At 66.6% G+C, this 13,457-nt stretch carries 16 protein-coding genes and 2 pseudogenes; all 18 read right to left on the bottom strand.

What is annotated here, in order from left to right:
• Positions 1–2: 2 nt before the first annotated feature.
• Positions 3–551, bottom strand: coding sequence for an integrating conjugative element protein (locus ACRSCF_RS20005; protein WP_003109779.1), 549 nt, complete (start codon positions 549–551; stop codon positions 3–5).
• On the bottom strand, positions 548–1,138 hold the full coding sequence (locus ACRSCF_RS20000) for a transglycosylase SLT domain-containing protein (protein WP_003109780.1): 591 nt from the start codon (positions 1,136–1,138) through the stop codon (positions 548–550). The genes ACRSCF_RS20005 and ACRSCF_RS20000 overlap by 4 nt, the downstream gene beginning before the upstream one ends.
• Positions 1,120–1,857, bottom strand: a complete 738-nt coding sequence (locus tag ACRSCF_RS19995; RefSeq protein ID WP_003098886.1) for a TIGR03759 family integrating conjugative element protein — start codon at positions 1,855–1,857, stop codon at positions 1,120–1,122. The genes ACRSCF_RS20000 and ACRSCF_RS19995 overlap by 19 nt, the downstream gene beginning before the upstream one ends.
• Before the next feature lie 12 nt (positions 1,858–1,869).
• Positions 1,870–2,514, bottom strand: coding sequence for a hypothetical protein (locus ACRSCF_RS19990; protein WP_003098888.1), 645 nt, complete (start codon positions 2,512–2,514; stop codon positions 1,870–1,872).
• Entirely contained in the window at positions 2,511–3,110 is a 600-nt protein-coding gene (locus tag ACRSCF_RS19985; protein ID WP_003098890.1) for a PilL N-terminal domain-containing protein, read from the bottom strand. Before ACRSCF_RS19985 ends, ACRSCF_RS19990 begins: the two co-directional genes overlap by 4 nt.
• A gap of 138 nt (positions 3,111–3,248) precedes the next feature.
• The gene (locus ACRSCF_RS19980; RefSeq protein ID WP_033987685.1) at positions 3,249–5,528 is read right to left on the bottom strand and encodes a helicase-related protein; all 2,280 of its coding nucleotides are present in this window, start codon (positions 5,526–5,528) and stop codon (positions 3,249–3,251) included.
• Positions 5,529–5,663: 135 nt separating this feature from the next.
• The gene (locus ACRSCF_RS19975) at positions 5,664–5,969 is read right to left on the bottom strand and encodes a hypothetical protein (protein ID WP_023095506.1); all 306 of its coding nucleotides are present in this window, start codon (positions 5,967–5,969) and stop codon (positions 5,664–5,666) included.
• Positions 5,970–6,057: 88 nt separating this feature from the next.
• The gene (locus ACRSCF_RS19970) at positions 6,058–6,378 is read right to left on the bottom strand and encodes a hypothetical protein (RefSeq protein ID WP_033987687.1); all 321 of its coding nucleotides are present in this window, start codon (positions 6,376–6,378) and stop codon (positions 6,058–6,060) included.
• A gap of 51 nt (positions 6,379–6,429) precedes the next feature.
• Positions 6,430–7,575 carry a DUF6094 domain-containing protein gene (locus tag ACRSCF_RS19965; RefSeq protein ID WP_432676112.1) on the bottom strand — a complete coding sequence of 382 codons (1,146 nt, stop codon included), beginning with the start codon at positions 7,573–7,575 and terminating at the stop codon, positions 6,430–6,432.
• Between the two features lie 40 nt (positions 7,576–7,615).
• Complete coding sequence (locus ACRSCF_RS19960; protein ID WP_034000347.1) at positions 7,616–8,266, bottom strand: hypothetical protein; 651 nt, start codon at positions 8,264–8,266, stop codon at positions 7,616–7,618.
• Between the two features lie 76 nt (positions 8,267–8,342).
• Complete coding sequence (locus ACRSCF_RS19955) at positions 8,343–8,603, bottom strand: hypothetical protein (RefSeq protein WP_033987689.1); 261 nt, start codon at positions 8,601–8,603, stop codon at positions 8,343–8,345.
• A 16-nt stretch (positions 8,604–8,619) separates the two neighbouring features.
• Positions 8,620–9,027, bottom strand: a complete 408-nt coding sequence (locus tag ACRSCF_RS19950; RefSeq protein ID WP_033987691.1) for a hypothetical protein — start codon at positions 9,025–9,027, stop codon at positions 8,620–8,622.
• 103 nt (positions 9,028–9,130) lie between these two features.
• Entirely contained in the window at positions 9,131–9,472 is a 342-nt protein-coding gene (locus ACRSCF_RS19945) for a hypothetical protein (protein WP_023095512.1), read from the bottom strand.
• A 94-nt stretch (positions 9,473–9,566) separates the two neighbouring features.
• Positions 9,567–10,256, bottom strand: coding sequence for a DUF3275 family protein (locus ACRSCF_RS19940; protein ID WP_023095513.1), 690 nt, complete (start codon positions 10,254–10,256; stop codon positions 9,567–9,569).
• Between the two features lie 95 nt (positions 10,257–10,351).
• The gene (locus ACRSCF_RS19935; protein ID WP_033987693.1) at positions 10,352–11,179 is read right to left on the bottom strand and encodes a DUF932 domain-containing protein; all 828 of its coding nucleotides are present in this window, start codon (positions 11,177–11,179) and stop codon (positions 10,352–10,354) included.
• A 145-nt stretch (positions 11,180–11,324) separates the two neighbouring features.
• Positions 11,325–12,230, bottom strand: a complete 906-nt coding sequence (locus ACRSCF_RS19930; RefSeq protein WP_003116825.1) for a DUF3577 domain-containing protein — start codon at positions 12,228–12,230, stop codon at positions 11,325–11,327.
• Between the two features lie 310 nt (positions 12,231–12,540).
• A pseudogene (locus tag ACRSCF_RS19925) lies at positions 12,541–12,991 on the bottom strand (XF1762 family protein).
• A gap of 141 nt (positions 12,992–13,132) precedes the next feature.
• Positions 13,133–13,429, bottom strand: a pseudogene (locus ACRSCF_RS19920) (DUF3085 domain-containing protein); the annotation flags it as partial.
• Positions 13,430–13,457: the final 28 nt, after the last annotated feature.

Raw genomic sequence — 13,457 nt, 5'->3', positions numbered from 1 at the left:
CTTCATTGCTCGATGCCGGTGGCCGTGATCAGCGCCGGGTAGTGCCGCAGGCCCAGGCGATCGGCCAGGTCGTCGCCGGCCACGGGCGCGAGCGGCACGCCCGGCACCAGGGCGCGCAGCCGCGCCAGGCCCTGCGCGGTCTCGACGTTGACGACCAGGCCGACCGCGCCACGTTCGCGCAAAGCGGCGGCGCGGCGCTGCAACCAGGCCCGGGAAGCCTCGTCGTCGCCGATGACCACGAACGGCCGCAGGCCGGGCGCTTCGATCACCCGTCGCGCGACGGTGCCGGGCGTGAGCTTGGCGCTGCGCACCGGCAGCATCGCGGCTTCGTCCGCCCGTGTGGCAGGAACCTGGGGCGTCGGGATGGACGGCCGCGCCGGTGCGTTGGCGCGCGGCTGGAGATTCAGGGCTTCGTAGTACGGCAATGCCGACGTGCCGCCACGGTCCTCGACAACGATCAGTGGCTCGCCGGCACGCGAGGCCAGCGGCAGGCCTGACAGCAGCATGAGTAGGCCCGTGAACGCGAGATGGGCGGGATGGGGTTTCGTCATGGGGAGGTCTCCTGGCGCGCCGCGAGGACCGCGGCGGCTGGTCGCGTGCCCTGCACGCGGGCAAGGTGGCGCGACACGCTGCGCCGATAGCGGGCGGCGGGCTCGCCGCCTGCGGGGCGGTGGTAGCGGCCGATCGCCAGCAGCCAGTCCTCGCCGGGGGTGTGCTGCTCCTTCAGGATCTCGGCGGCAACGGCCAGGTTGCGATACGGATCCAGCAGGTCGCACGCGCCGGTAAAGCGGTGCTTGTGGTAGCCGAGGTTGATCTGGCCCAGGCCCGCATCAATGCGCGTGTGCGGCGTGGCGCGCATCGCCTGCTGCAGGCCAGCGCAGGCGTCGGCGCGCGTGGCGAAGCGGCGCGACTGGCCGGCGACGTTGAGGGACCACGGCCACGGCACCAGGCGCCCGTTGCGCCGGATGCCGCTCTCCTGCAAGGCCACGGCGTAGAGCACGGTCGAGGGGATGCCTGCGCGCTGGGCGGCAAGCTGGTAAGCCGGTGGCGGAACCTCCTGGGCCAGGGCGGCAACGGCATACAGGCCGGCAGTGAGCACCAGTGCGCGCAGGGGCATGGCTACGGCTGGCGCTGCCATTGGCCGTTCACTTCGCGCACGGCGGCGGGCAGATCGCCGGGCAGGCCCAGTGACAGCCAGCGGCCGCCGTCGTGGTTGAGCGTGATGCTGCCGGCGCGCACGCGCGCCGGGTCGATCTGCGCGCGCTTGGCCCAGTCGCGGATGCGCGCGTCATCCTGGCGGCTGCCCACCATGTACAGGTCGAACTCCGCGCCCGAGGATTGCAGGCGCTGCACGAGCTGTCCGCAGGCTGCGCAGCCGTCCTTGACGAACACCGCCATGCGGCCGCTGCCGCGCAAGGGACTGCTGGATGGGCCGGCGCCCGGCTTGTCGTCGGGCAGGTTCACGCGCTGCATCCCCGGATTCAGGCGCTGCCAGGCCTCGTCGTAGGCGCGCTGGTAGGCGAGCAGCTTCTCGACGCGGCGCGCTTCCACCTGCACCTGCAGTTCCGCATAGCGGCGCCGTTCTTCGTCCGTGCGAGCTTCGATGCCCAGGGCGGACAGCGGGTCCAGGTTGGGCGAGTAGATACCCAGCGGCCCATCCATCAGCTCGCGGTAGCGTGCCCATTCTTGTGGCTGCAAGCCCCATTCGGTTGCCACCCGGTCGTCCAGCACGCGGGCGGCCAGCGGGCGCTCCTGGCTCTGTGCGTTGCGCGCCGAGGTCGTTGCGGGCTGCTGCGCCCAGGCGGGCCATTGCGACGACGCCACCAGGACCGCGAAAAGGAGGATCGACGGCTTCATGGGGTGCTCCGGTCAGGGAATCGCCACGCGGCGGGTCTGGTTGCCGGCCTGGAACACTGCGGTGTTGCCCTCGATCGCCTGCAGGCGCCACGGGCCGACCGCATCCCCGGGCAGCAGCACCTGAAGTTGGGCGGGCGTGAAGTCCCCGATGCTCGGCGCGACGGACACGCTGCGCTGGCCGGCGCGCAGTTCGGCGCCGACGACGCGGAATGGCAGCGGCGGCAGCTCGGTCTTGGAGGCGGCGGACGTGCGCGATGCGCGCCGCTGGGCGGGTGCGGTGGCACGCGCGGCGGCTTGGCGCGCCTTGATCTGCTCGACCTCCGCGCGCAGCGCCTGGAGGTCGTCGGCCGCTGCGTAGCCACTGAGAGATTTCTCGACCTGGGCCGCGCGTGCTTCCAGAATCTGGCGGGTGTCTTTGAGGTCAGCGTCCGTCGCGACGGCCGGGCGCTGCTGGATGGCCTCGATCGTCTCGGCCAAGCCAGTTGCCTGCGCTTCCAGGCGTTGCAGGCGGGAATCCAGCCGCTCCTGGTCGGCCTGGTCGCTGAGGGCCTGGTAGCCCAGGGCCGCCAAGACGCTGAGGAAGATCAACCAGAGCCACATCAGGCTCTGCACCACCACGGCGGCGGTCGATCGCTGGGCAGGTTGCGGGGCGTTCATGGCTGGCCTCCCGAAACCATGGGTGCCAGCGGGAACGTCTGCACCGCCTCGGTGGCGGGTGGCTCGGATGGGGACTCGGCGACCGCGCGATCGCCGGGCCGCTCGAAGCAGATTTGCCGTGCGCGGTCATCCGCGTGCAGTTCCCAGGCCGGGCCAGCCAGCGTGAGCAGCGCATCGCGCAAGGTCATGGGGCCGAGGTGCAGGTGTACCGCCGGCAACGGCAGCGCGTACAGCTCGATCACGGCATGCGCGGTCTGGCACAGGCCATAGCCGCTGCGTTTGAGCACGTGCCGAAGCCCATCCCCGACCGTGGCGCGGGCATCCTCGGGCATGGACACGTCGATGGTCTGCAACAACAGGTCGCGCTGCGCCGCCATGGGTGCCAGTTCGACCAGTGTGTAGCGGGCGTAGCGCACGACCGGGATGTACTCGGAAGCCTCGGGTTCAGGCGCGGCCAAGACTTCCGCGATGGTGTCGGGCGCGACCGGCGCAGTCGTCGTCGCGCAGCCACCGGCCAGCACCGACCACAGCAGGCCGAGAAATCCCGCCAGAAGGCGGCGTTCGGGATAGTGAAACCACGGTGGAGAGGGGCACATAGCTCGGCGTCCTGAAACATCCAGCCCTCACCATCGCCGCTCAGGCCGCGAGCGGCAGCAAACAATGCGAACCAGGCAGCGTCCGATTTACCGGGAGCGGCAAAAAAAACGGCCCCGAAGGGCCGTAAGTGGAACGTGTCATGCGGCGACAAGCTGCCGGGCCAGTGCGACCTCGACGGAATCACCGTCCTGGTTCAGGACATCGAGCCCGGATTCGGGCACGTCGCCCGAGGTGGACTGCGAGACCATGATCTTCTTGGCCATCAGCTCCAGGCAGGTCATCTGCGAGGAACCGGCGTAGCCGAGGTAGATCACACGCACGGGCTGCTTCTGCCCGATGCGCCAGGAGCGGCGTGCCGCCTGCTGGAGCGAGTACACGTTGTAGCCCGACTGCATGAACACGATCGTCGGGAACTCCAACAGGTCCAGCCCCGTCTTGACCAACTCGGGGTTGGTGATGAGCACGTCGATGCCACGGTCCAGTTGCTCGGCGATCCAGTCTTCGCGGCGGCTGGCATCCACGCTCGCGCGCAGCACCGCCACCTTGAAGCCTTCCTGCTCCAGCAACACCTTCAGGCGCGACGTGGTGTCGCGCGTGCCGGTATAGACCGTGTAGGCCAGGACCTTGCGGCCCTGCGCCTTCTCCTCTTTGCAGATGTCGATCAGCTCACGCTCCTTGGGGCTGATCTCGAACTCGTTGAACTGAGCCGGGACAAACGCCAAGGTGTTGCGCGTGCGCGGATGCACCACGGTCTCCGACCGGAAGCAGCAATCCGGCCAGGCCAGCAGCACGTTGAGGACCACACCCAGCAAGGTCGTATCGCGTCGCGCCAGAGCCTGTTTCAGCTCCGCGGTCAGCCGACCCGCCAGATCGCGGTAGGCCGCGGCTTGCGCCGTGTCCATCGCGACTTCACGGAACTCCTCGTCATACGGCGGCAGGACGTTGCCACCGATGTCCTTGAGCTTGAGAAAGATCGTGAACGGCAGGATGCAGCGCAGCACGCCCTTGGGGCCAAACCCCGGGGCCTTGACCGTGCGCACCGATACCTTGGTGCCCTTGGCCGTCTTGTGCGCCGTGCCGGTGCTCTCGGAGTAGATGTCCTTCAACACCCCGTGATCGCGCATGAACGCCATCGCAGCCGAGGTCATGCTGCCGCTCGTGGTCGGGCGGTAGCCGTCTTCGATCATCCGCCCAGGCAGGGCTCGGAACAGCAGGTAGAACAGGTCGTCCCCGTAGCCGCCCATCAGCGTGCCTGTCAGCAGCAAGGTCTTGCGAGCCTTCGCCGCCAGCACGCCCATGGCCTGGCCCTGGGCACTGCCACCGTTCTTGTACTCGTGAGCCTCGTCCGCTATGCACAGGTCGAACGTGCCTTGCGGCAGGTAGCGCTTGATGAACTCGGACGGCTGGTAGCCGCCCTCGCCAAAGCCGAACTCCATGTTGGCCATCGCACGCTCCATGCGCGTGGCCTGACGGTCGGAAAACACCAGCTCGCCGTTGCCGTCCATGAGGTTGATGAACTCATGGATGTTGTCGCCCAGCATCGACGCCAGGAACCCGTCGCCGAACTTCTGCATCAGCTTCTGCGCGGTGACTTCCCCGATAGTCGGGATGCGCTTCAAGGCTTTCAGCACGGCTGAGGACTGGTCGCTGCCAGACAGGCTGCGTGGGCGGATCAGCGTCCACAGGGGCGCGGCGCAATGGCTGCACTTCCTGCGGTATTCCTCGGCTTGGAGTGCGACCGGGTTGACCGGCTCGCCGTCGAGGTCGGTGATGACCGTGCCGCAGTCCGGGCAAGCCGCCACGTTGCCGTGACGGGTGCGTCGCTGGGTGAAGACGGGCTTCCAGTGGAACCCCATCCGCATCCTGACCCGGCCCAAGACAAAGAACTCCTGGCCCGTGGGCTGGACGTTCAACTGCTCGCGCAGCTTGATGAGCTTGACGAGCGTATCCGGCCCGTTGAGCACCCACACCTTGGCACCCGCCACTGTTTCCTGGATCTCGCGCCGCCACTTGTAAACAAGGTGCGGCGGGGAAAGAACCAGGGTGCGGCGGTAGCCTTCGGCGTTGAGCACGGCGGCCGTGGCGATGCCGACGGTCGTCTTACCGCAGCCCATTTCGCCATTGACGATCGCGGCGCGTTCGCCACGATCGATCAGCAGCTCCGCGGCGGCGTGGACGACTTCGGCCTGGGCCTGGAAGAGCTTGCGCTTGAGGCTGGCGACGATGAGTTGTCGGTGCGCCTGCGGCTGGCCGTTATAGACCGGCGGGTTGGCGCTGTTGAGGGCGTCGAGCAGTTCGTCACCGAACTCGCCGACGAAATCCTGAAGGCTCAGGGTCAGAGGGGAAGATTCCGCATCGAGCAGTTCGCCCTGTACGGGCGCGGCTTCAGCGGCAGTGGTTTCGAGATCGAGGGACATGGTGATGCTCCAATGAAAAATGGGGCATGCACCACCCCCAGCGGGGCAATGGCATGCCCCGCAGTGGGAAGGAAATCGGCGCTTGGCCGAGGTGGTCGAAGTTGCCGGCCGTGGCGGCCTGCTGGTGAATCGTGCTCAGTCTTCGGACGGCAGCACGATGACGGTGGCGCTGCGCTGCGCATCGGTGACGATGCGGATGGCCAGCCCCGGATGGATCACGTAGCGGGATTCCAGCGATGCACCTGATTGCAGTGCAGTGCTGTTGGCCTGCCATTGCTGGAGGTTGACGTCGCCCCAGTCGCCACGGGTGTGGCGCCTGAAGTACGGGATCGGGTCGAGGCGACCCGTGCGGACCAGGCGGTCGATGCCTCTGCTGAAGATGAGCGCACCGATTGGAAACGCCAGCCTGTGGCAGTAGGTTTCAACGCGATGTGATGCCATGGGCTCCTCCTTGATGAGTCATTGAGCCACGACACCCCTGGCGGAGTGAAGTGGCTCCGTCAGGTGGATGAAGACGACGATGGTGCTGTCAGATCATGTCCCGTTCTTCGGGAAGCTGGATCACCGTGGTCTGGTGGTCCTCGCTGGTTTTGACGATCAACACCAGTTCGGGCCTGATCCTGAAGTGGGAGATCATCGGATCGTCCCCACGGATTGCGACATCTTTGGCTTGACGGGTGGCCTCATCGGTCTCGCCCCAGTCACCGCGCACATGGCGCTGGACAAGAGCCAAGGGGTCGATCAGGCCTTTGCGGGCCAGCCAATGCACCTTCTCGCTCAACTGCAACGTACCTGGTGCGAACAACGGTTGCTTCTGCGGCGCGGGCCGCTTGAACAGGCTTGAGAACATGGGTGTTTCTCCTTCGAGGTGGTACAGCAGGACGGCAGCGCGTCCGGTGGATTAACGGATGGTCAGGACCTCGCCCCGTGTAGCGGAGCCGGGCGTCATGTCCCACGCGCGGATGACGGGCACGAACTTGTCGGTGAGGATGCGGGTCTCGGCGATGGAGCCGTCTTCGCGTTCGGTGAATTCGCGTTGAAGCGTCTTGTCCTTGTGGGTGTCACCTTTGACGACGAGCACGCGCCCGGTCTTGGAGCGCACAACCCCCGAGATCGCGCCCGCGGCCAGGGCCAGGGCGAGATGCCAGTGGGACAAGGCACGCGCTGGCGGACGCAGCGACTGCTGCGCGGCCCCCAGGTGCGTGTCCTGCGACGGCCAGAGGCCTTGCAGCCGGCCGACTTCATCGGCGAACTGCTCCGGCTCCATCGTCACGCGGAAGAAGTGCTCTGGCTCGGCCGGACTGGCGGGGACGATGTACGGCAGGAACGGCCATTCGCTCGGCAGCTCCTCGGCTTCGACTTCACCAAGCCCGACCTGCAGCAGCAGATTGCGCACGGCCTTGAGCCCATCGGGTGCCAGCTCGCGCTGACGCACCCTGCGGCCGAAGATCACCACTTGCTTGAACTGCGTCTCCACCGCTCGGTAGATCCGCAGATCGGTGTAGTGGCGCGTCAGCCAGCCGACCAGCTCGGCGTCGAGCACGTAGCCGGGGACGATGAAGACCAGCACGCCGCCATACTGCAATAGCGAGAGGCTGCGCTGATAGAAGAGCTTCTCGAAGCGGGCACGGCCCTGGCCCTGATAGCCGATGTTGCCGTTGACGTCCTTGGACAGGTCGCCATACGGTGGGTTGAGCCAGAGCAGCCCGAACGATTGCTTGGAGATCATCGTGTCCATCAGGTCCGCGTGCAGGCAGTGATCGACCAGGCCGCGGGCATGGCGCGCCCGCTCTGCGTCGAACTCGACGGCGAACGCCTTGGCATGCTCGCGCCCGAGGGCATGAGCCGCTTCGGCAATCGCCACGCCTTCGCCGGCGCAGGGATCGAGGATGCACATCGGCCCATTGGATTCAGGCGCACTGGGCATCAGTGCATTGAGGGCTCTTTCGAGCGTTGGTTCGTCGGTCGGGAAGTACCCGTTCTTCACGAAATTGCGGGCGAGCCGCGGGAACATGAGCGCCATGGAAGTCTCCTGGTTGGCGGGGATGATTGGCGAAGGCGCGCCTTGGCGTGCCTGCGCAGGTGGGTCAAGCCGCTACCGTTTCCGGCGTCCAAATCTTGGCCGGATAGGGATAGGCGGTGAGCACGTCACTGCGGATCAGCGAGCCGAGCGCCAGGGTCAGCGCCGGCACGTCGATGGCGAGCCGATGGCCCACCAAAGGCCCGAGGGCGAATGGCAGACGGGTCAGCATCTCGCGGCTTTGCAGCAGTTCCAGCACGGTTTCGCGCCAGTGGTCGAGCAACGGCAGTGGGCAGGTGTCCTGCACCAACGTCCACAGGCGGTCAAGCCGGTGGTCGCTATCGCGGGGCAGCAATGCCAGTGCGCTGGCGTTGGCCTTGTCGGGCTTGACGCAGCGGCGGTCGAACAGCCACACGTTGGACAGCGAACCGAACAGCGTTCGCCGGTAGGCGCGGGTCATGCGCTTTTCCAGGCGATCGACGTTGCTGACGAACACCGGGACGCTGCTGCCCTGGTCGGTGATGAGGTGGAACTGCTTCAGGCCCTGCTCGTCGCGCCCGAGGGTCAGGCGAGCCAGGAACTGCTGGACGGCGGTGTCCCGTGCCCAGATCGACAGGAAGATCAGGTTGCCCTGGTCATCGCCGACGCAAGCGTCGGCCATCACGTCCGGGCATTCGTCGATGCGGTACAGCGTGGTGGAAGAAGTGTTTGCGGGCATGGTGGTGTCCTCGGATGAACGGGAACAGCACCGCCCGCTGGGGCAAGTACTGCCCCAGGGGGTGGAAGAAAGCCGCTCAGTCCGGCTCGAACTGCCGGGTGTGCGGGTTGAAGTGCAGCGCCTCATCTACCGAAGTGATTGGCGTGAAGCCCTCCAGGTAGATGTTGTTGAGGTACTGGTCGCGGTAGGTCAGTGCCTGCCGTGCCTGTTCCTCGGTGAGACCGTTGCTGATGAAGTACTCCAGCATTTCCTCGTCGGAGGACACTTCGTCGTTGGACAAACTCCCTTCAACGAGTGCCAGCAACGAGGGCGGAAGCGTTGCCAGGATCGGGTCCATGTCGGTTCCTCCTGGCTCAGGCCATCGACGCCGCGGCGGATGCCGCGGATGCCGTGGGTGTGCGCCGCCGGGCGTGGTAGGCGCGAACGCCTGCACGCCAGTCGGCGGACTGCTCCGGTGCGAGGTCCAGATAGGACAGCGGGCACGTGTAGTAGTACGGGTGCATGGACTCGTCCAGCGGCTTGTAGCCCCACTGGCCGCCGCTGCGTTCGAGCAGATCGCAACGGATGTAGCGCAGGGATTGGCCCGGCGCCAGATGACGATGCACGCCTTCGACCTTGGCCGTCACTTCCGTGACGGACCAGAGGACGTTGCCGCGCAGCGCGTGGGCGATGACCTTGACGCTGGCGCGCTCGGTCTCTTGCGGTGCGATCAGTTCCGCGATCAGTTCAGACCGCGATTGGGGGGAGAAATACCAGCCCATGAGAGGCCTCCTGAAAAATGGAGCCGGAGGCCTCCCCGTGGGGGAGAACCCCCAGCGGGTGATGGAATACCGCGTGTGCGGCGAAGGAACCTATGCTTTGCCCTCAGTCCCAGTCGTCATCGTCGCGATCACAACCGGCCGGGCAGTAGCCGAACTCGATCCCATGCGAGCAGTGACCATGCTCCGCATTCCAGTCCTGGGTTTCCTGCCGTTCGGCAGGCGTTGCGTAGTCCCATTCCCGGGCTGCGATCTCCAGCGCTTGAGTGCGCTGGTCCTGCGGCAATCGACTGGCTTGCGTGTCGATCTCAGAACTGAAAAGCGTGACCCAGTGATCCCAGGACAGGCCGCAACCACGCTGGGCGTGCTCGGCGGCCGTCTTGCAGACCGCGCGCCACGCGGGTTCGTCCAGCGTGGAATGAGGTGCATCGCAAGCGATGGTGGACATGATGAAAACCTCCAGAAGAAAGCCGGAGCCTCCCCCGCATGGGGAAGTAACCCCGGCGGGTGGATGAAGAACACCGCGGATGCGGCGTCTGCGATCACGCAGGTTGCAGTTCGGCCTGGCGGCTCCACTCCTGCGTCTTGAAGTCCAGCGCGTAACCCAGTTCACCCAGGCGGGCGATCTGCGCGCGCAAGGTGCGGCGGTCGATGGTCGAATCCAGTTTCACGGACTCGCCCAGCGGCCAGAGCAGGCCGAACAGTCCGGCGTCGCCGTCTTCGGTGCCGCCGGGGGCAGCAGCCGCAGCGGGCGTCGGTGCATCCACGCCGAAGGGCGTGGTATCGACGAGAGGGTCCGCAGACACCTGCTCGGGGGCGGGCTTGGCGGGCCTGGACACCTTGGCGGGCTTGGCCGGCGTTGCCGCAGGCTGCGTCCCTTGCTCTTCATCGAGGGGATCGACATCCTGGGTGGCGAAACTGCGTGCTTCGTCACGGCTCAGTTTGTCGATGCCGTTGAGCGTCATTCCGTCGAGGCTGGCGCGGATTTCGAACCGCATGCCGCCACCGACCGGATAGGACCTCGGAAAGATGTAGCGGATGATGAACTCCCCGTCGTACTTGCCTTCGGGATATTGCTCCAGCTCGGGGTCCTTGACCTCGAACACACCGAGGTGCGTGGCGAGGCGACCCACCGTGAACGGGCCGTTTTTGCCGCGGATGGTGCGCAGCGTGAGCTGGCCCGGAACGACGATGGGCGATACCGATCTCTCGGGCGCCGATGTGGTTGCCATGATGGTTCTCCTGATGATGAATGACGGGCCGCCGACGGCACCCGGTGGATGAGAGGGAATGGGCCTCGCCCGAGATGGGCGAGGTCCGCTTGGCATCACGCCTTGAGTTGGCGCATACCTTCGGCCAGGAGCCACAGCGCCCGGTTCAGGCGCAGGTTCTGGTCGATGCCTTGCACCGGACGGGTGCGTTGATGGCGGCCGTTGGCCGAGCGTCCACTCAGCCCCCCTTTGACGAGGTTCTCCTGGACGCGGTTGAAGACGGCCCACAGGTCGTTCTTGCGGTCGTCCCATCGCCGAGGGGCCAGCAGTTGGCTCTCGGTGACAGGCGTGGACTTGGCCGGATCGTCGTACTTGAGTGCGAGCGCAGAGTTCGCAAAGACCTCCGCTTCGCCCTCATCGAGGGTGATGGTGCGCATCGCATCGCGCGCGTTATGCACGCGCTCGAAACCTTCGAGGACTCCGTAGGCACCTTCGATCACCTGGCTGGCCACGTCGCCCTTGTGGGGAACGCGGATGTCTGCGGTGGTGTCACCGCAAACCAGGCCGTTGTGGCAGACGAACCGGAACATGCCGGCGAGCATCTGATAGCTGCTCGTGCCGTCATGGCTGTTGAGCAGGATGATCTCGTTCGCCTCGTCGCCGTTGATCTGGCTTGCATGGCGAAGTCGGATGAGGTGCTTCGTGTACTCGCGCCGGTCTTCGTTGCGCACGCGCGTCTGACACACCATGAAGGGCTCGAAGCCCTCCTGGCGCAGCTTGGTCAGCACGGTCGAGGTCGGTATGTAGGCATACCGATCGGACCGGCTCCCATGTGGAGCGTCGGCGAAGATCGACGGAACGACGGCACGAATGCGGTCGTCCGAGAGTGGGCGATCAGAGCGCAGGATCGGGGATTGCGGAGCAAAGCGGGATACCAGAGACATGGCTGATCTCCTTTGAGAAATTCGACAACCGCGTGGCCGTGAGACCACGCGGAACTCGGGGGATGAAATGCGCAAGCACGCGTCCTGGGGACGCGGCGTACGTGGGGAGGAAAAGCGACAAGGCCCCGTGAGAGGCCGTGCCGGATCAGAACGAAGCAGCCAATGCCGGCTCCTGCTCCTGGACTTGCGCCTCGGGCTCGCGCTCGGCGGGCTCGGTGGCCGTGTCGATGGCATCGTCGGCTTCGGACGCGGATGCGTCTTCGGCCGGCGGCGCCTCGGCTTGCGCCTGGCTCGTCGGATAGACCTGGGTGCCGTCGATCTTGATGAGACCGATGTGGACCAGCGTCGATTCCAGGCTGGCGGCCGGTTCCCCGGCGTGCTCACCCTTGGTGCGGATGTACGGATCGATCTTCATGTCGTTCAGACGGAAGGCGATCAGCACCTTGCGGTCACCCTCGACGGCCTGAACGCACCGGCGAACCAGGTGCTCGGCTTCCGGGGTGGCGACGATGGTGTCGAAGTACCGATACTCCGGTTCATCGACAGGCCCGGCCAGTGCCGCGACGGTGCAAGAGAGGAACGAGTCGCCAGCTTTTGGGGTGACGTCCTTCACACGATTGAGATAGCCGATGCCGCGGGTGATCAACTCGTGCTGCTCGATCGAAGCCAGTTCGGCCCGGTCGATCAGTTCGGCCTTGAGCAGTCGCGCCTTGAGGGACGCGGCGGCCTGACCCTTCTGCTCACCCTTGTCGCGGATGTACACATCGCCCCAGAGGTCGCCGAGGCGGAAGCGCACCAGGGGCCGCTGCTTGGGATCGTCAACGCCGATGTAGCGCTGAACGAGCTTCTTGGCCTCGGCACCCGAGACCTTGACGTCGAAGTAGCGGTAGCTGGGGTCCCGGGCGGGGCCGACCAGCGCGGCGATGGTGCATGCCAGGAAAGGCTGCGCACGGCGGCCGCCCCGGACGGGCACTTCACGGACACGCTGGATGTAGCCGATGCCCGAGGTGTGGAGGTCGAAATACGATTTCTCGTTGGACGTGGTGTTCATGGTGAATCTCCATTGGGATGAAGCGGAGACACACCGGCCCACGCATGCGGGGAAGGTGCGTGACCCCGCGGTGGGTTGATAAGGCGAAAGCATCCGCCACCAGAGGCTGGTGGCCGCTCGCGGAAGGATGCGGTGCGAGCTGGCTCGGTCACGCAGTGGGAACTGCGCCGCAACCTCGAAGACCGATGGTTGCCTGGCATGTCGCTGACGACGTCAGCAGGCATGGGGCCAGCATGGCGGGGCCTCGCGCGCGCGGCAGCAATCAATCGGCACCCGGGCGCTTCCCTTTGTCCGCGCCACCCGGCGCCTGTCACAGGCACTTGGCGCCGCGCAGGTGCTCGGGGGTATCGGCGCGCGGACGGCCGGGACGGCTCCAGGCGCCGCCACCGCGCGCGCCGATCAGCCGCCAGCCGGCGGCGCGCAGGCTGGCGCCACCTTCGTCGGGCATGGTGTAGGTGAGCAGGCGTATGTAGCCCAGCGCCCTTGCCGCCTGCCAGGCCGCGCCGTAGAGCTTGCTGCAGGCGCTGGGTGTGCCGTCGGTGCACAGCCGCGTGACTTCCAGCGTCCAGGTGCCGCGCGACCGGGCGGCCGACAATGGCCACGCCGTGGATCAGGTCGCTGTCGCTCAGCGTGACGGCCAGGGCGAACTTCGCGCCCTGGACCGGGCGGTGGTGGCGATGGTGCGACAGAACGAATGCATTGGCCGTGCGCAGCGACACCGGTAGGAGGTGCAGCCTCGGCGAGGTCGATGGCGTGTTCATGCGGTTGTCTCCGGTGGCATGCCGGCGTTGTGGCCGGCGGGGCGTGCCTCGGCGGCTGGAGACAAACGCGCACGCGCGGCGATGGCGGCGGTGCGAACAAAAGAAGGCCCCCGATGCGGGGGCTGCGAGGCGGTTGCCGCGTCAGGCGGGAGGCACCACTGCTAAGGACAGGTGCGTGGCGGTGGCGGAAAGCACGAGATCGTCCGCCGAGTGCTGGAGGCGCGTGAACAGGCCGTCCTTCGGGTCGAAATACTCCGCGAAGTCATCGCCGCCCAGCTCGCGGCCGGCGAGGTGCCACCAGTCATCGAACGGGTCGGTGTCCGGGTTGCATCCGACGGCGTAGGCGAGCAGTGCCTGGCGCCCATCCGGGCGACGCTCCCCACGCTCGGCGAGGAAGTACACGCCCTGATCCTTGACCAGGACAATGCGGCACTGATTGGGGACGTCTCAGAAAACGGAAAATAAA

The sequence above is a fragment of the Delftia sp. 11MD genome, from assembly GCF_050907895.1.
Classification (GTDB): domain Bacteria; phylum Pseudomonadota; class Gammaproteobacteria; order Burkholderiales; family Burkholderiaceae_C; genus Comamonas; species Comamonas tsuruhatensis.
This window is presented reverse-complemented; position numbering and strand designations above follow the sequence as displayed.